This window comes from uncultured Agrobacterium sp. (assembly GCA_913777615.1).
In the GTDB taxonomy this organism is placed as follows: Bacteria; Pseudomonadota; Alphaproteobacteria; order Rhizobiales; family Rhizobiaceae; genus Agrobacterium.
Window position 1 is genome coordinate 77,368 of record CAJYTK010000011.1, and the last position, 17,816, is coordinate 95,183.

At 57.4% G+C, this 17,816-nt stretch carries 12 protein-coding genes; 7 read left to right on the plus strand and 5 right to left on the minus strand.

All coding sequences use genetic code 11. The features are described from left to right. The first annotated feature begins 35 nt into the window (after positions 1 to 35). The 6 genes from QZ862_RS09490 (at position 36) to scpA (ending at position 8,517) form a co-directional block, all read left to right on the plus strand. The gene (locus tag QZ862_RS09490) at positions 36 to 854 is read left to right on the plus strand and encodes an N-formylglutamate amidohydrolase (RefSeq protein ID WP_296099332.1); all 819 of its coding nucleotides are present in this window, start codon (positions 36 to 38) and stop codon (positions 852 to 854) included. After that, the gene (locus QZ862_RS09495) at positions 851 to 2,725 is read left to right on the plus strand and encodes a flavohemoglobin expression-modulating QEGLA motif protein (protein ID WP_296099335.1); all 1,875 of its coding nucleotides are present in this window, start codon (positions 851 to 853) and stop codon (positions 2,723 to 2,725) included. The genes QZ862_RS09490 and QZ862_RS09495 overlap by 4 nt, the downstream gene beginning before the upstream one ends. 11 nt (positions 2,726 to 2,736) lie before the next feature. After that, positions 2,737 to 3,783 (plus strand): glutathione synthase, encoded by a 1,047-nt coding sequence (locus QZ862_RS09500; RefSeq protein WP_296099337.1) that lies wholly within the window; start codon positions 2,737 to 2,739, stop codon positions 3,781 to 3,783. A gap of 79 nt (positions 3,784 to 3,862) precedes the next feature. After that, positions 3,863 to 4,756 (plus strand): EamA family transporter, encoded by an 894-nt coding sequence (locus QZ862_RS09505; RefSeq protein WP_296099340.1) that lies wholly within the window; start codon positions 3,863 to 3,865, stop codon positions 4,754 to 4,756. 184 nt (positions 4,757 to 4,940) lie between these two features. Then, on the plus strand, positions 4,941 to 6,221 hold the full coding sequence (locus QZ862_RS09510) for a GNAT family N-acetyltransferase (protein WP_296099343.1): 1,281 nt from the start codon (positions 4,941 to 4,943) through the stop codon (positions 6,219 to 6,221). Between the two features lie 154 nt (positions 6,222 to 6,375). Further along, positions 6,376 to 8,517 (plus strand): methylmalonyl-CoA mutase, encoded by a 2,142-nt coding sequence (gene scpA / locus QZ862_RS09515; protein WP_296099344.1) that lies wholly within the window; start codon positions 6,376 to 6,378, stop codon positions 8,515 to 8,517. Between the two features lie 90 nt (positions 8,518 to 8,607). On the opposite strand, the gene QZ862_RS09520 is transcribed toward scpA, so the two are convergent. From QZ862_RS09520 to QZ862_RS09540, 5 genes are all read right to left on the minus strand, one after another. Further along, on the minus strand, positions 8,608 to 9,423 hold the full coding sequence (locus QZ862_RS09520; RefSeq protein WP_296099346.1) for a DUF4167 domain-containing protein: 816 nt from the start codon (positions 9,421 to 9,423) through the stop codon (positions 8,608 to 8,610). Positions 9,424 to 9,810: 387 nt separating this feature from the next. Continuing rightward, positions 9,811 to 10,674, minus strand: coding sequence for a peptide chain release factor N(5)-glutamine methyltransferase (prmC, locus tag QZ862_RS09525; RefSeq protein WP_296099349.1), 864 nt, complete (start codon positions 10,672 to 10,674; stop codon positions 9,811 to 9,813). Further along, positions 10,671 to 11,750 carry a peptide chain release factor 1 gene (prfA, locus tag QZ862_RS09530; protein WP_296014187.1) on the minus strand — a complete coding sequence of 360 codons (1,080 nt, stop codon included), beginning with the start codon at positions 11,748 to 11,750 and terminating at the stop codon, positions 10,671 to 10,673. Before prfA ends, prmC begins: the two co-directional genes overlap by 4 nt. Positions 11,751 to 11,781: 31 nt before the next feature. After that, on the minus strand, positions 11,782 to 14,049 hold the full coding sequence (gene ptsP / locus QZ862_RS09535) for a phosphoenolpyruvate--protein phosphotransferase (RefSeq protein ID WP_296014182.1): 2,268 nt from the start codon (positions 14,047 to 14,049) through the stop codon (positions 11,782 to 11,784). Between the two features lie 265 nt (positions 14,050 to 14,314). After that, entirely contained in the window at positions 14,315 to 15,595 is a 1,281-nt protein-coding gene (locus QZ862_RS09540; RefSeq protein ID WP_296014179.1) for an aspartate kinase, read from the minus strand. A 340-nt stretch (positions 15,596 to 15,935) separates the two neighbouring features. Here QZ862_RS09540 and QZ862_RS09545 point away from each other — a divergent pair, with 340 nt between their 5' ends. Further along, positions 15,936 to 17,780: a DEAD/DEAH box helicase gene (locus QZ862_RS09545; RefSeq protein WP_296099353.1), complete on the plus strand. Its 1,845-nt coding sequence runs from the start codon at positions 15,936 to 15,938 to the stop codon at positions 17,778 to 17,780. Positions 17,781 to 17,816: the final 36 nt, after the last annotated feature.

Consider the following 17,816-nt stretch of genomic DNA (forward strand, 5'->3'; position numbering starts at 1 on the left):
TCTTCGTGTTGTCCTGCGGACTCCATGAGGCGCAAATGACGAGAAACGGGACCCCATCCGAAATCATGCAGAAACAAATCTGGTCGGCAGCTTTTGGCGGCTCTCCGATTGTTGGCACTGCGATCCATGACGGGCATCTTCTGCGAGAAGACCTCCTTGCCAGTATCGCACTTTCGAACGAGGAACGGCTCTATGAGGAGGACCCGTTCACTGGCGAGATGATCGGCGGGCTGACGAACCGGATCATCGGACACAGATCGCGCTTTGAAATCGATCTCAACAGGGCTAGCGATGCCGCCATCTATCTGACGCAAGACCAGTCCTGGGGCCTTGAGGTCTGGAAAGAACCACCGTCAGAGGCGGCACTCGCTACGTCGCTTTCCGTTCACGACGACTACTACGCCATGCTTGCGTCCTTTCTCGACCGGATCGAGATGTCTCATGGGCGGTTTGTTCTACTGGATATTCACAGCTACAATCACCGTCGCGGTGGCCCGAATGGAGAGCCAACTCCTCAGGAGACAGCACCCGATATCAATATCGGTACGATCTCCATGGATCGAAGCCGATGGTCTTTTGTCGTGGACGCCGTGATGGCGCACTTTGCCTCGGCAGATATCGGTGGCCGCAAGTTGGATGTTCGTGAGAACGTTGCCTTTCAAGGGCGCGGCGAACAGACACGCTTCGTTCATGATAGATATCCACAGAACGGCTGCGCCATCGCAATCGAGTTCAAGAAGATCTTCATGGACGAGTGGACGGGAAGGCCAGATACCCGCATCGTCTCCGACATTCGTCACGCCATAACTGAATTGGAACCCGTCCTCGAGCGACTGCTGCGAGAGAGCCGATGAACAACGTGTCTTCGCTCAAAGCAACCGATGACATTCCATTATCGACGAAGATTGCCACGGCTCTGGCAGAGGGTCAGGCGATCCGCACCGATGTCGGCAAGGATGGCCGCCTCCACATCGACCGTCCCCTGCCATTCCTCTGCCTACACCTGACCTATGGCACAAAAAATCTGGCCGCACGCGACATCACGTCGTCGAACGCGTCCTATCTCATCGCATCGAGCCTCAGCGAGGCGGCACCCATCGTCCAAGCCGTCGGCGCGGAGATGATGAAGCGTTTCGGCGCTTTTATCGTACTGGACATTGGTGAACTGGAGCATGATATCCGGCTTGCCGACGATTCACCCTTCCTGCCGCATTACGAGGTTGCGGTTTCGGCCACAAGCGAACCCCAGACGCAGAACGCGCGAAAAGCCTTCATCAAGGCAATCTGCGATGCCGAAGTGCGTTTCCGCACACCGAGGATCACACGCCCGGAACCCAAGCAGGATCCAGTCCTCCGGCTGCAGGAAGCCGATGTTCGATTTCCCTGCGTCGGCGTTCGCTTTGCGCCGATCTATCGGCAACCGGAATCCGGGTCGGATTACCCGGGTCTGCGCGAGACGATGATTGCCGATCTTTTCGATGCGGGGCTGCGGGCCTTTGCAGCTTTTGCGGCGGACACCGAAACGCTGCGCATCACCACGCACCGGGCGCTTGGCCGAAAAGCCTTCGTAGACGCTGTGAGACGCGCGGACAGGTCCATTGACGAGATCGCTCAATCGTTCGATTTCCTACTTTCCGTCACGCCCATCAATGCCCGGCAAGCCTTCGATGAGTTCCAGCAAAGCGACTTTCAGTATGCTCCGCATTTTCTCTATCGCCCGCTGGGCGTCGATGTCGAAGAGCAGAAGCGTAAACTCTATTCGGTCGCTTTCGATCATCTCGAAGACCCCGTCCTCTATCACCTCTACCGCGAAAAGCAGCAGGAAATAGACCTGCAACTGACGATGCTGGCGCATATGCACAGGCGTCAATACACAGACTTCGGGCGGGCTCTTTACGGCTCCGTCGAGACTGAACTCCTGACACTCGCATCGGACGTGCTCGCGCAGTGTAGAATGCCGGTCGATGAGGGCGAAATACCTTTGGTCGGCTGTTACGAGGTGGTGCAGAAATCCCGCGAGATGGTCGACGCCTATCATCACGAGGAACCGAGTTTCAGAGCACGCGTCGAAATTCGTGACGACCTTCCTCCGGGGCTGATGGTGACGGGCGAAAAGCTGCTTATCTCCCGCCATACGGTGATGGAACAACGGCGCGTCGACGCTCTCCTGCATCACGAAATAGGCGTCCATTTGCTGACCTACTTTAATGGTTCGGCTCAAGGACTGCGCCTGTTTCGTACCGGCCTGTCCGGTTATGAGGGTGTGCAGGAAGGTCTGGCCGTGCTGGCCGAACATCTGGCAGGCGGCATGACGCGTCAACGCTTGCGGCTGATTGCCGGACGCGTCGTTGCCTGCGCCGCGATGCTCGATGGTGCAACCTTTGTCGATACCTACCGGCTGATGACGCAACAACATGGGTTCGATGCGGCCAACGCATTCAATATGGTGCTGCGCATCTACCGCGGTGGCGGATTGCCGAAAGATGCGATTTATCTGCGCGGGCTGAACGAAGTCTTGCAGCACTTACGAAAAGGCGGCGCGCTCGACCCCTTCTGGATGGGCAAAATCTCGGCTGCTCATTTCCCGGTGATGCAGGAACTGTCTTTGCGTGGCCTCTTACGTCCACCCGGCATTCGACCGGCTTTTCTACTGTTACCGCGAGCCAATGAGAGACTCGAAAAAATACGATCGGGGCTTTCCATCGCCGAAATGGCCACACTTTAAGGGAGGGAACTATGCGCCTAGCATTCTTTGTCAATTCGATCGAAGGCGAACATCCAAGCTACGCCACCGGGCTCCTCGCCATGGCGGCGCTCAACCGTGGTCACGACGTCATTTACCTGACACCCGGTGATTTCACTCTGCGTCCAGATGATACGCTCGCTGTGCACGCGCTCGTCATGCCGAAACAAAAATACAAAAAGGTGGAAACTTTTCACGCCACTCTGCAGGAGCGGCAGTTGCAGCGAGAAACCATCGACATCGAAGAGATCGATGCGCTCATGCTGCGCAACGATCCCTCTCTCGACCAGACCGCGCGACCCTGGGCAGTTCATTCTGGCATTCTTTTTGGACGACTTGCCGAGCAACGGGGCGTACTTGTTCTAAACGACCCGGAAGGCCTGGCGCTGGCGCAAAACAAACTCTACTTCCAGAGCTTTCCTGAAATCGTTCGTCCGACCACGCTGATTTCCCGCAATGTTGAGGAGATACGGGCCTTTGCGGACGCGCATCCCAAGGGCGTTATCGTCAAGCCGTTACAGGGTTCCGGCGGCAAGAATGTCTTCAAGATCGGGTCTTCCAAGGAGACAAATCTCAATCAGATTTTCGAGGCTATCAGCATCGAAGGTTACCTGATAGCGCAGGCCTATCTGCCAGCGGCGAAAAACGGCGATATCCGCTTCTTCATGATGAATGGAGAGCCTTTGATGCGCGATGGCGCTTACGCTGCGCTGCGGCGCGTTCCAGCTAAGGGCGATCTACGCTCCAATATCCATGCTTCCGGCACCGCCGAAGCGGTGGAGGTCAACGACGACGTGCTGGCGCTGGCGGAGATGATGCGACCCAAGCTCGTGGAGGATGGCATGTTCCTCGTCGGCCTCGATATCGTCGGCGATAAGATCCTGGAAGTAAATGTCTTTTCACCGGGCGGTCTTGGACATATTCGTGAACTCACCAATGTGGATTTCACCGACACCGTCATTGAGGCTGTCGAGAAGAAGGTTACCATGCAGGCAGCCTCCGCAGGTATGGTCAGCAACCGGTTGCTTGCCACGCTTTAGGGTCGAAAGTCGATTGACGGATTGCTGACCCTCCCATAACTGTTCCGTCAGCATCTCTCTTGCCGGAACGACAAATCCCATGAAGCCGGGCCAACTCGCCGCTTATATTTTCCTTGCCGTGGCTTGGGGATTGTCCTTCACGCTCGTGCTGCGTGTTGTGGAGTCCTTCGGTTGGGTCGGCGCGGTGTCGCTGAGGTGCCTTATTGCCAGCGGCACACTTTATCTGGTGGCAAAGGCAAGCGGGAGACCGCTTGACTTCTCAGCCGGATGGCGCGCCTTCTCGATTGTCGGCGCAACGACGGTGACAGGCCAGCTGATCGGATTATCCTACGCCACACCGCAGATCGGCACTGCCATGGCTGCGATATTCGTGGCCAGTATTCCACTGTTCTCAATGTTGATCGGGCAACTCTGGGGCCTTGAAAAAATATCAGCGCAGTCGATGATCGGCATCTGCTGCGGCATAGTCGGCATAGTCGTTCTTGTCGGCTTTCCAGCAGTGCCGGTAACGCAGGCTTTTGTCCTGGGCTCTTTCGCCTGCATGATCGGTTGCCTCTGCGCGGCATTTGGCAGCAATTATGCCAGCCGCTTCCTGAAGGGCACCGGTTCTTGGGAGATCACCATCGGATCGTTTTTCGCCGGCGGCGTCCTCACACTACCGCTTCTTGCCGTTGTACCGGTTCCCGCATTGCCGTCACTCGTCGATGTAGGCTATCTCATTGCACTCGCAATCATCATGAGTGCGCTCACCTACATCACCTATTTCCGTCTGGTAGCAACCATCGGCGCGACCAAAACGATCAGCGTTGAGTTTGTGGTGACCGTGATCGCCGTCTTCATCGGAGCCTTCGTGCTGGATGAGCCCCTCTCGGCGGCGCAATTCATCGGTGCGGCCATCATCATCATAGGCTGCGCGCTGGTGCTGGGCGTTCTTCCAGCACGAAGGCGCGCACCTGTCGTGCCGGATTTATAATCAAGTGCGAAAATTTCGTGCGGGACGGCCCTCAACATTTCTCCAACTTCGTTCTATGATCAGTATGTTATGATATCTGCTAGAGCAGAGATTCGCGTACCTGTCTCATTTGCCTGCCACCGTTCAAGGATGGAGGTCGCTTGGACTTACGGTGATACTACACCCGGGGATGGTATAGATAAGCATGGCAAGTGACCCGAACGATCCGGACTTCAGCGAAAACCAGTTCGTCATGCCCAGACCTGCCGCAGAGGTTGAGAGGCCTGAGGCGGACAGCAGCATCCGTGTGGGCCGCGAGGGTCGTGAATTCTGCATATATCCCGCCCAACTCGGATACGACCTTCAGGAAGAACTTGATTTCTTGTCCAACCGGGTGATGGAGCCTAACGTATTTTTCACCGGTCGGCTGCTTGCACCTGCCATGCCGCGCATCGAAGATCGGTCCGTTCGCTTCGCTCTGATGCGTGACGAGAACGGCCGACGCAGTCGCATGCGCTTTCTCATGCCCTTCACCATCGAGAAACCCGGTTTCTCCGTCGGCCCCTCCATCTTGCGCGCCTGGGCCAACCCGTTCGGGCCGCTTGGAACGCCATTGGTGGATAGCGAGGGCGCAGCCGAAACCATCGACAATCTTCTCGATGCATTGATGCAGCCTGAACTTCGGTTGCCAAGCGTGCTCGTGCTTCCGCTGGTGCGGCTGAACGGACCTTTCGTACGCATGATCAGGGCTGTGGCGTTAAGCCGAAATCTTCCAGTTTCCATGGCTGAGCGCCACAGAAGGCATCTGCTTCAAAACGGACCCGATGCCGACATCTATCTTCAGAACAAGCTTTCCTTCGACGATCGCAACTTGCTGAAAGCAAAGTGGTCGGATCTTCAGGCATTGGGGACTGTGTCCTACAATGTCGCTCGTCAGGCAGGCGATGTGCGTATGCGGATGGAGGAGTTTCTGGCGCTGGAGGCGAATGGCACGAAAGGGCGCAAGCGCAATGCACTCGTGACCGATCGCTACCGCACTGCCTTTGCCCGTGAAGCGATTAACAATCTGGCTGAGATCGACGCGGCGCGTATCCACACCGTCGATTTGAATGGAGAGGCGATCGCCTCCGTCGTCATTCTCATGGCCATGGGTGAAGCCTATATCTGGAAGGCAGCGTTCAACGAGCGGTATGCGAACTACATGCCCGAGCGGCTTCTGACTCAACGCCTGACCGAATGGCAGCTTGATGACGCCAACATCATCTGCACTGACAATTGCGTTGTCGAAGAGGAGCTGTCGCTCACAGGCTTGTGGGACGATGCGGCCGAAATGGGAACGCTCGTTGTCGGCTTATCGCAAAACAGCGACCGAGATGTGCGCCAGGTGGCAACCCAGGTCCATATGTACCGCAACACCCGCAATCTGGCGAAAGCGCTGCGCGAGCGGATCATGTCTCTTGGACGAAAGGGCGGCACTGCTACCTGATCGTGACGACCCGTGACGACATCTTCATCGATAGTCGCGGTTGTTAAATTCTCCAATGATTTTATCTTGCCCTTCCGGCTGCGCACATATGCGACCGGATGGAGAGTAAAACGTTTCGTTTTCACATCAGACGAAATGCAACAGGGAGACAGGCATGGCGGACGAAAAGTCGGTAAAGGATTGGGAGCAATTAGCCGAAAAGGAACTGAGGCGCGCTCCCGATACCCTCACCTGGCAGACGCCTGAAGGAATTGCCGTCAAGGCCCTTTACACATCAGACGATCTCGACGGCCTATCCCATCTCGACAGCTTACCCGGCTTCAAGCCATTCGTTCGCGGACCCCGCGCCACCATGTATGCCGGCCGCCCCTGGACGATCCGTCAATATGCCGGTTTTTCCACAGCGGAAGAATCGAACGCCTTTTATAAGCGCAATCTGGCAGCTGGCCAAAAGGGATTGTCTGTCGCTTTCGATCTTGCGACACACCGGGGCTACGATAGCGATCACGAGCGCGTCGTTGGCGATGTCGGCAAGGCGGGTGTAGCGATCGACTCCGTTGAAGACATGAAAATCCTGTTCGACGGCATTCCTCTGAAAGAAATGTCTGTTTCGATGACCATGAATGGTGCGGTCATCCCCATCCTTGCGTCGTTCATCGTCGCTGGGGAAGAACAGGGATGCTCCCATGCGGAGCTTTCAGGCACCATCCAGAACGACATTCTCAAAGAATTCATGGTGCGCAACACCTATATCTACCCCCCGGCACCTTCGATGCGCATCATCGCCGATATCATCGAGTATACGGCGCGCGAGATGCCACGCTTCAACTCGATCTCCATTTCCGGCTATCACATGCAGGAAGCGGGTGCGACGCTGGTTCAGGAATTGGCCTTCACGCTGGCGGATGGACGGGAATACGTGCGGGCGGCGTTGAAGAAGGGATTGAATGTTGATGATTTTGCCGGTCGCCTGTCCTTCTTCTTTGCCATTGGCATGAACTTCTTCATGGAGGCTGCCAAGCTGCGCGCTGCACGCCTCCTATGGTCGCGTGTCATGGAAGAATTCAATCCGCAAAAGCCGTCTTCTATGATGTTGCGCACCCACTGCCAGACATCGGGCGTGTCTCTGCAGGAGCAGGATCCATTCAACAATGTCATTCGCACCGCTTATGAAGCCCTTTCCGCCGTCCTAGGCGGAACACAGTCGCTCCACACCAACGCGCTCGATGAAGCCATGGCGCTGCCGACTGATTTTTCCGCCCGTATCGCTCGCAACACTCAGCTTATTCTGCAGCATGAAACCGGCATCACCAAAGTCGTCGATCCGCTGGCAGGTTCTTACTATGTGGAGAGCCTGACGAACGAGCTTGCAGAGAAAGCCTGGGCGCTGATGGAGGAGGTGGAGCAAATGGGCGGCATGACCAAAGCCGTCGATGAAGGTCTGCCGAAGAGGCTGATCGAGGAGGCAGCGACCAAACGCCAGGCGGCTGTAGACCGGGGCGAAGAGATTATCGTTGGCGTCAACAAGTTCCGCCTGGAGAACGAAGAGCCGATCGATATTCTCGATATCGACAACTCCGCCGTCCGTGCGTCGCAGATCAAGCGTCTGGAAACCGTTCGCCGTCAGCGCAATCCGGTAGACGTTGAACGAACACTGGCAAACCTTTCCGATGTCGCGCGCACAGGACAAGGCAACCTGCTCGAATCGGCTGTGGAAGCGGCGCGCGCTAGGGCAACCGTCGGAGAGATTTCAGACGCCATGCGCGCTGTCTTCGGAGACCATGCCGCCGTTCCGGAGGTGGTTCACGACGTTTACGGCGCGGCCTATGAGGACGATCCGGAGTTTGCAACCTTGCGTAACCGGATCGTCGAACTCTCGCACACCGTGGACGGCAAACCACGCATGATGATCGCCAAGCTCGGTCAGGACGGCCACGACCGCGGGGCGAAGATCATTGCATCCGCTTTTGGCGATATCGGCTTCGATGTGATTGCAGGCCCCCTGTTCCAGACGCCGGAGGAAGCGGCAGATCTCGCGGTGGAGAACAAAGTGCATGTGGTGGGAATGTCGTCACTTGCTGCTGGCCACAAGACGCTGGCGCCGCAACTGGTCGCAGCGCTGAAGGCCAAAGGAGCAGAAAAGATCATCGTCATCGTCGGCGGCGTCATTCCACGTCAGGACTATGACTTCCTTCTGGACAACGGCGTTGCCGCGGTCTTTGGACCTGGCACCAATGTACTGGAAGCTGCCCGCGCCGTGATAGACCTGATGCAGGGTCGACTGCGTAACGCTTGATTACAACCAACGCCGATAAAATGGTCCCAACGAAAAAGCGATGGATTTGCACCCATCGCTTTTTGTTTTTGTGAGTGTTGAGGGCAGGCCTTATTCGGCTGCCTTCTCCAGTTCGGAAGGCTCAGCGCCTTCTGCCTCTTCGGCACCGGCGGTACGGCGCGGGCGGCGGGGACGCGGGCTGGTGCTGCGTGCACGGCGCGGTGCGCGCTCGCTTGCACCGGCTTCAGCCTGAGCTTCTTCTTCCACAGCCACTTCCTTGGGCGTACCCTCGATGACGGGCTGCGGCGCGGAGCTTGCATCGTAAACAGGCGCGACCGGTACAGGCGCTGCAGCTACAACAGTCTCGGCACCTTCCTCAGCCTGCGCTTCACGCGGCTGACGCTCAGGACGGTTCTGACGGTCACGGCGATCGCGACGTTCACCTCTGTCCTGACGATCCTGCCGTTCGGGACGCTCCTGGCGCTCGGGCTGATCGTGGCGCTGGGCGCGCTGTTCATTTTGCTCATGCGCAACGGGCAGCACAACGACGACATCGTCATTTTCATTGCCATCCATATCGTCGCCATCACGATCGTTGCCGTAATCGCCGCGATCGTCGCGCTGGAAACGTTCCTGCATCTGCGCCTGGGCAGACAAGATAATGCGATTGTAGTGTTCGGCGTGCTGGAGATAGTTTTCAGCCATAACGCGGTCGCCAGAGCTTTGCGCATCCCGTGCGAGAGCAGCGTATTTCTCCGCAATATGCTGAGCAGTGCCGCGAATTTTAACATCAGGGCCGGAACTGTCATAAGTCCTGGTCAGCGGATTTCCACCCTTACGGTTGAAATTGTTGTTGTTACCGCCGCCGTTATTATTGTTGTTGTTATTACGCCCCCGGCCGCGCTTGTTTTGCTGTCCTGGCCTCATCAATTGCTCACCTGAATTCTGTTTTGCTGATAATTCTCGTATTTCGATGCGATCCAGGCGAGCAACAAAACGCTTCTCCTGAACCGCGACCATTACGCGCCCTGCTCTCTTGAGAGACAAGACTTCGCGTTTTCCGACCGGATGCGCATATGCTGCATCAAGCCGCTTGCGAACAAAGTTTCCTGAATCACATGCCGGAAATGCCCAGCCTTTCAGAGCTCTCCAAGAGAACCCGCTTCGGGACTGATCCAAACCCTGGCGAATCTTATTTCGCCCTCAGCCACCCGGCATGTGGCCGCAAACTAGCCCGCTTCCTGCGGAAATCCAAGCCTTTTCTTTTGCTTTGCAAAATATCCTTGAACAAAACATCCGCAGCTGCTTTTCGACCTATCTGCGGAATATCAATACGCGATCATGACCGCCATAGTCTTTGACGCGGTTCGCGCATTCATATCCCTTGGATGCAAATATGGTGGTTACGTCTGCCATCTGATCGTAGCCTATTTCGACCCCGACCACTCCACCGCTTTCGAGAAAATCCACTGCTTTTTCAGCTATAACTCTATACGGGAAAAGCCCATCCACACCGCCGTCTAGGGCGATGAACGGATCGAATTCGCGAACTTCGCGATCCAATGCATCGATGACATCGGTTCTAATATAGGGCGGGTTTGACAAGATTATGTCGAAACGTCCCGAAATATGCTCGAACCAGTCGCTCTCGATTGTCTCGAAGCGCTCTGCAAGTCCAAGCCGCTCTGCGTTGCCACGCGCAGTCGCAATTGCGTCTTGCGAGATATCGCTTCCCACGCCTGTTGCCTCGGGAACTGCGTGGAGAAGCGAAAGGCATATTGCGCCGGTTCCGATTCCCATATCGAGGATACGCGCCGCATCCTTACGCTGCACTGCAGCGCGGACATATGGCAGCGCAGCGTTGACCAGCACCTCCGTATCAGGACGGGGTTCCAGCGTCCCCTGCGACAGCAGAAAATCGAGCCCGTAGAACTCACGGCGTCCGAGGATGCGGTGAACTGGCTCTCCCCTCTCGCGCCGCGCAATCAAGGCCTCGATCCGATCCACCTCATCCGCTTGAAGCGGACGGGCACCGTTCAGAACGAAGTCTGTCAAGGAAAAGCCAATGACCCCGCCGATCAATAGACGAGCATCGGTTGTCGGATCGGCGATGCCGGCAGCGTTGAGACGCTGCTTTGCCTCGGCCACGCAAGCCTGAACTGTTAAACTGGACTTCACCGCTGCTCGCCAAGCTGCGCGAGCTGGCCCGCCTGATAATCGGCAATCAGCGCGTCCACCAACTCGTCTATGTCGCCTTCGATCATACGGTCGAGCTTGTAGAGCGTCAAATTGATGCGGTGGTCGGTGACGCGACCTTGCGGGAAGTTATAGGTGCGGATGCGCTCGGATCGATCACCCGACCCCACCTGGCTCTTGCGGTCGGCGGAGCGTTCGCTGTCTGCCTTCTGTCGCTCGATGTCGTAAAGCCTCGAGCGCAGAACCTGCATCGCCTTGGCGCGGTTCTGGTGCTGCGATTTTTCTGAGGAGGTAACGATCAGTCCGGTCGGCAGGTGGGTAATGCGAACGGCCGAATCCGTCGTGTTGACGTGCTGACCTCCGGCGCCGGACGCACGCATCGTGTCGATGCGGATGTCTTCCGGGCGAATTTCGATATCGATATCCTCGGCTTCCGGCAGAACGGCGACGGTTGCGGCAGATGTATGGATGCGTCCGCCCGCCTCCGTTTCCGGCACACGCTGCACGCGATGCACGCCGGACTCGAATTTGAGTTTTGAGAACACGCCGCGACCGCTGATCGTGGCGATGATTTCCTTGAAGCCGCCCGCTTCCCCTTCGCTTGCCGAAAGGACTTCCACTTTCCAGCCCTTGCCGCTAGCAAAACGCTCATACATGCGGAAAAGATCGCCAGCAAAGAGCGCTGCTTCTGATCCGCCGGTGCCGGCACGAATTTCCAGAATGGCGCTCTTCTCATCTGCCGCGTCCTTGGGCAGAAGAAGGATCTGCATATCCTTCTCCAGCGCTTCGATACGCTCGGACAGCTCTGGAAGCTCAGCCTCGGCCAACTCACGCATATCCCGATCCATGGTCTTGTCGGACAGGATCGCTTCGAGGTCCGCAGCCTCGGCCTGAGCTTTCTCATATTCGCGAATGGTCTTCACCACAGGCTGCAATTCCGAATATTCGGAGGCCAGCTTGACATACACGTCTGCGGCGGGGCCTTCAGACATACGCGCCTCGATTTCACCGAAGCGTCGTTCAAGCTCACGCATTTTGTCGACGGGAAGCTTCGCCACCTGTCACATACTCCACTCTAAGATCATCGTGTTAAATAGGGATGGAATGCGTCGCAGCAAACCGAACCAGCAGATCGCGCGTATTTTCGAACGACTTGTTGTCGTCCAAAGCCGCATTCAATTCTTCTGCGAGCAGACCCGCATCCAGCCCGAGCAACATGGCCTTTACCGGACCGATCGCCGTGGGCGACATTGAGATCGAACGGTAACCGAGCCCGATCAGGGCCATGGCGGACAAGGGCTTGCTGGCCATTTCTCCGCACAGCGTCACCGGCGTCTTGTTTCGTTCTCCGGCACGAATAATATCGCGCAGAATACGCAGGAAAGGCTTGCCCAGATTGTCGAACCGATCCGAAACACGGGAATTGCCGCGATCCACAGCCATCGCGAACTGAAACAGATCGTTCGAACCAACCGAGACGAAATCCACTTCCGACATCAATTCGTCGAGCTGCCACATCAATGACGGCACTTCCAGCATGACGCCGAATTGCAGCTTGCGCGGCAACGCATGACTGAACTTGGAAAGATGCTGAACTTCCTTCTGCATCAAATCTCGGACCGCATGGATTTCCGAGACTTCGGTCACCATCGGCAACATCATCTTCAATTCCGCCCCCGATGCCGCGCGCAGAAGCGCGCGCATCTGAGTACGCAACAAACCCGGACGGTCGAGCGAAAGACGAATGGCGCGCCAGCCGAGTGCCGGGTTTTCTTCTTCCTGCCCACGCATGTAGGAGACGACCTTGTCGCCGCCGATGTCAAGCGTGCGGAATGTTACCGGCTTGCCTTTGGCCTGGCGCAGAACACTGCGATAGAAGGCCTCCTGCTCCTCGCCTTTGGGCATGTTGGAAGCAATCATGAACTGCAGTTCGGTGCGAAAAAGCCCGATGCCATCCGCGCCGGACTCTTCCAGTTGCGGCAGATCCACCAGCAGGCCAGCATTCATTTTCAGGCTGACCTTCTGGCCATCCTTGGTGATCGGCTCCACGTCGCGCAGTGCACGGAACTGTTCCTGGCGCCGCGCACGCAGGCGAACCTTTTCCTCGTAAGCCCGCTGCAAATCCGTGACGGGACGCAGATGAACCTTGCCATCATCACCGTCGATGATGATCGGATCATTGTTCTCGGCAAGCGCCACGATTCCAGTCGCCTGGCCGATGACCGGAATACCCATGGCGCGGGCAACGATCACGACATGGCTTGTGACCGCGCCGTCTTCCAGCACCAGTCCGCGCAGCTTTTCACGTGGATAATCGAGAAGCTCGGCCGCACCCATGGCGCGCGCCAGAACGATGGCATCGAGCGGAAACTCGTGTTCGGGGCTTCTGCCACCAAAACCCATCAACTGGCGCAATAGTCGGTTGGCCAGATCGTCGAAATCATGCATCCGCTCGCGCAGATAGGGATCTGTCAAGCGCATCATACGCGCCTTGGTGTCGCTCTGCACCTTTTCGACCGCAGCTTCGGCTGTCAGACCGTTGCGGATCGCCTCTTCCATACGGCGGACCCAGCCCTGATCGTGGGCGAACATGCGGTAGGTTTCAAGCACCTCGCGATGCTCGCCCTCGGTGGCGACATCACGACGTTGCAACATGTCGTCGATAGAAAGACGCAATGAGCCGATCGCTTCGGCCAGCCGGCGAATTTCCGTATCGGCGTCCTCGTTGAGAAGATTGGTCACGACGATGCGCGGATCGTGGAGAACCACATGACCGAGGCCTATACCTTCGGCATAGGCGTCACCGTCGATGGAGACGGCTCTGGTCAGATCCAACTCCACGCCAGGGCGGGTGATTTTCTTCAATTCGCCGCTCGCCACAATCTCCGCAATAAGCATCGCGGTTGTCTCAAGCGCTTCAACTTCATCCTCCCGGTATGTTCGGCTGGTCTTGTTCTGAACGACAAGAACGCCAAGAGTGCGACCGGATCTCAAAATCGGCACACCGAGGAAGGAATGATAAATTTCTTCACCCGTTTCAGGGAGATAGCGGAAAGCAGGATGCGCCTGCGCGTCCGAAAGATTGAGCGGTTGGGCGGAAGCGGCGATCGTACCGACAAGGCCCTGCCCCATTTTCAACTGGGCAAGATGCACCGCATCCTTGTTCAAGCCCTCAGTAGCGTAGAGCTCGAGAATGCTGTCGGAGCGAAGCACATAAACGGAACACACTTCGGCAACCATGTTGCTGGCAATCTGCCGGACAATCTGGTCGAGGCGCTCCTGCGGCTCAAGGTGCTCCGCCATCATTTCGCGAAGCCGCCTGAGAAGGACGCGCGGACCTGCAGAAAGGTCTCTCATCGCGTATGCTCCCGAATGCCGAACGTGCGAAGCGAGGGGTTCGCACGAAAGGTTCAATCAAACTTATAGCGCACCTTTTACAGCGACAAGCTGAAATTGGTACCCCTAAAGCGTGTGCGAATTTTAAGATTCACCTTTAAAGCTTTAGGTCGTCGCTTCACGCATGTCGATATCGCAAAATCGCAAGGCGGTTTTGCGCGACGGCATTTGACCGGGACAACGCACGTTTCAGAAGAATCGAGTGCCGTGTGTCAAAGTCAGAGAATCAACTTTTATCCAGACCATAGGCGGAATGCAAAGTACGAACTGCAAGTTCGGCATAGGCGCCATCGATCAGTATGGAAATCTTGATTTCCGAAGTGGTGATCGCCTTGATGTTGATATTCTTTTCGGCCAGCGCCTTGAACGCGCTAGCAGCAACGCCCGCGTGGCTGCGCATACCGATGCCGATGACGGACACCTTGGCAAGCCCGGTTTCGTTCTGCACCACGTCAAAGCCGATCTGCGCCTTGTTGTCTTCCAGAACCTTCAGGGCTTTGGGAGCGTCACCGGAGGGAACCGTAAACGTCATATCCGTGCGCGAGCCGTCTTCGGAGATGTTCTGCACGATCATGTCGACATTGATATGGGCTTCCGCCAGCGGGCCGAAGATCGCAGCGGAAACGCCGGGGCGATCCGCAAGGCGGCGCAGCGAGATTTGTGCTTCATCCTTGGCATAGGCGATGCCTGTTACGACTTCCTGTTCCACGATTTCATCCTCGTCGCAAATCAAAGTACCGGGCGGGTTGATAAGGTCACCCATGCCCGGCGCATCGGGGTCCTCGAAACTGGAGCGCACGAAGGTCCGAACCTTGTGGACCATGGCAAGCTCGACCGAACGGACCTGCAGAACCTTGGCACCGAGAGACGCCATTTCAAGCATTTCCTCGAATGCCACTTTCTTCAGGCGGCGAGCCTTTGGCTCGATGCGCGGGTCGGTCGTGTAGACGCCGTCGACGTCGGTGTAGATGTCGCAGCGATCGGCCTTCACGCCAGCGGCAATAGCCACGGCCGATGTATCGGAACCGCCACGTCCGAGGGTGGCAATGCGGTTATCCGGACCGAGACCCTGGAAACCGGCAATAACAGCCACCTGTCCCTCGCCCATGCGACGAATGATATCGGAACCATCGATGTCGAGAATACGGGCTGCGCCATGGGCATTGTCGGTGCGGATCGGGATCTGCCAGCCCTGCCAGGAACGGGCGTTCACACCCATGGACTGAAGTGCAATGGCCAGAAGACCGGATGTGACCTGCTCACCGGAGGCAACCACGGCATCATATTCGCGGGCATCGTAAAAGGATGCGGAGCCGCTGGCGCCGGCGACTTTGGGCGTGTTCTGTACCCAGTCGACCAGTTCGTTGGTTTTTCCGGACATTGCCGAAACCACCACGGCCACTTCATGGCCTGCATCCACTTCACGTTTCACATGCCGTGCGACATTGTGAATACGTTCAAGGTTTGCGACGGACGTACCGCCGAATTTCATGACAATGCGAGCCATAGCCTAGACCAGTACCATCCCACTGCGCCGCGCGAGCGGCAGATAAGAAGACATCCCGCCCCCAGAAAGACCGGGCTTGCAGGTTGCGGGTCTCTTAGCGAAAAGGATAAGGCCATGCAATGCCGTTTGTGAACCATGCGGTACGGTTCTGGGGGCTTACCCGTGTCGACCTTGAAGCGGGCCTAAGCGCAAAATCGGCAAGCGTACCGCCCCGCACTGTACAAATGCGGCCAATGGCAGTAAAAGCGCGCCACATGAAATGGCCATAGTGGCCTCAACGGCCTGTGTGGCGTCGTCCGTTTGGGACAAATACAGGCATCCATATTCCGAAAGACGGTAGATGACAGACACTCAGGGTATCGCCCCTGCGATTGCGCAGGCGTTGGAGAAGCGCGGCTATAAAGACTTGACCCCGGTTCAGCAGTCCATGCTGGATCCGGAACTTGCCGACAAGGACGCGCTCGTCTCGGCGCAGACCGGCTCGGGAAAGACGGTCGCTTTCGGCATTGCGCTGGCGCGTACCCTTCTGAGCAATAGCGAACGTTTCGGCCAGGCTGGCGCTCCGCTCGCGCTTGCCATTGCGCCCACGCGCGAACTTGCCATGCAGGTGAAGCGCGAGCTGGAGTGGCTCTATGAATTTGCCGGCGTCTCGATTGCCTCCTGCGTCGGCGGCATGGATATTCGCAACGAGCGCCGCGCGCTGGAACGTGGCTCCCATATTGTGGTCGGCACGCCGGGTCGTATCTGCGACCACATCAAGCGTGGGGCACTCGACCTCTCCTCGCTGCGCGCCGTTGTTCTGGACGAAGCTGACGAGATGCTCGATCTCGGCTTTCGCGAAGATCTGGAATTCATTCTGGAGGAATCGCCCGAAGACCGCCGGACGCTGATGTTCTCGGCCACTGTCCCTCGCAGCATCGCCAAGCTTGCCGAAAGCTACCAGAAGAATGCCGTGCGCATCGCGACTGCTTCAGAGCAGAAGCAGCACGTCGATATCGAATATCGCGCCATGATGGTCGCGCCGTCGGACCGCGAGCACGCGATCATCAACGCGCTGCGTTTCTACGAGGCGCGCAACGCCATTGTTTTCTGCTCGACACGCGCTGCCGTCAATCATCTGACAGCCCGCCTGAACAATCGTGGCTTCTCTGTCGTCGCGCTGTCCGGCGAATTGTCCCAGAACGAACGTACCCATGCGCTTCAGGCCATGCGCGACGGTCGCGCCCGCGTTTGCGTGGCGACTGACGTTGCCGCCCGCGGTATCGACCTGCCCGGGCTGGAACTCGTGATCCATGCCGATCTGCCGACCAATTCCGAAACGCTTCTTCACCGCTCGGGCCGTACCGGCCGCGCCGGTCAGAAGGGCGTCAGCGCAATCGTCGTTCCCGTCAACCAGCGTCGCAAGGCCGAACGTCTTCTCGAAGGCGCAAAAATCAGCCCCGCATGGGTTCATCCACCTTCCGCCGACGAGATCGTCGAACGCGATGGTGCACGCCTGTTGGCAGATCCGTCGCTGAACGAGCCTGTCACCGATGACGAGCGCGATTTCGTCACCAAGCTTCTGGAGCAGCATGGCGCGGAAAAAGTCGCTGCGGCCTTTGTGCGGATGTATCACTCTGGTCGCTCGGCGCCTGAAGACATTTCCGAAGTTGCCCTTGATGGCCGCAAGCCACGTCGCGACAGCTTCGAAACTGTCGAGAACAATGCGCCGCGTCGCGATCGTTCGGACTTCGCCGATAGCGCCTGGTTCACCCTTTCTGTCGGCCGCAAGCAGAACGCCGAGCCACGCTGGCTGATCCCCATGCTGTGCCGCTTCGGCAAGCTGACACGCCAGGATATCGGCGCGATCCGCATGCAGCAGACGGAAACCTACGTGGAACTGGCGGCTGATGCCGTCGACCGCTTCGAGTCCGCTCTCGGCAAGGACATGACGCTCGAAAAGGGTATTCGGGTCAAGGCCATGGAAGGCAAGCCCGAAATGACGGGCAAGAGCCGCGAAGACACCCGTCCGCCAAAGGCGCAGAAGAAGTTTGCTGGCAAGGGGGATTTCGGCGGAGAGCGTCGTGGCGAAGACAAGCCCTGGAAGAAAAAGGCCAATGCCGCCGGCGACAGGCCCGGCAAGTTCGAGGGCAAGAAAGACAAGCCTTTCGAAAAGCGCGGACCTAAGAAAAAAGATCACGCCTAACGGAAAAAGCCCGGCTTAGCGCCGGGCTTTTTAGTT

Bases quoted from the DNA above. Each gene is read 5' to 3' on its own strand.
- QZ862_RS09490 (WP_296099332.1), top strand. From the start codon at position 36: ATGACGAGAAACGGGACCCCATCCGAAATCATGCAGAAACAAATCTGG.
- QZ862_RS09495 (WP_296099335.1), top strand. From the start codon at position 851: ATGAACAACGTGTCTTCGCTCAAAGCAACCGATGACATTCCATTATCG.
- QZ862_RS09500 (WP_296099337.1), top strand. From the start codon at position 2,737: ATGCGCCTAGCATTCTTTGTCAATTCGATCGAAGGCGAACATCCAAGC.
- QZ862_RS09505 (WP_296099340.1), top strand. From the start codon at position 3,863: ATGAAGCCGGGCCAACTCGCCGCTTATATTTTCCTTGCCGTGGCTTGG.
- QZ862_RS09510 (WP_296099343.1), top strand. From the start codon at position 4,941: ATGGCAAGTGACCCGAACGATCCGGACTTCAGCGAAAACCAGTTCGTC.
- scpA (WP_296099344.1), top strand. From the start codon at position 6,376: ATGGCGGACGAAAAGTCGGTAAAGGATTGGGAGCAATTAGCCGAAAAG.
- QZ862_RS09520 (WP_296099346.1), bottom strand. From the start codon at position 9,423: ATGAGGCCAGGACAGCAAAACAAGCGCGGCCGGGGGCGTAATAACAAC.
- ptsP (WP_296014182.1), bottom strand. From the start codon at position 14,049: ATGAGAGACCTTTCTGCAGGTCCGCGCGTCCTTCTCAGGCGGCTTCGC.
- QZ862_RS09540 (WP_296014179.1), bottom strand. From the start codon at position 15,595: ATGGCTCGCATTGTCATGAAATTCGGCGGTACGTCCGTCGCAAACCTT.
- QZ862_RS09545 (WP_296099353.1), top strand. From the start codon at position 15,936: ATGACAGACACTCAGGGTATCGCCCCTGCGATTGCGCAGGCGTTGGAG.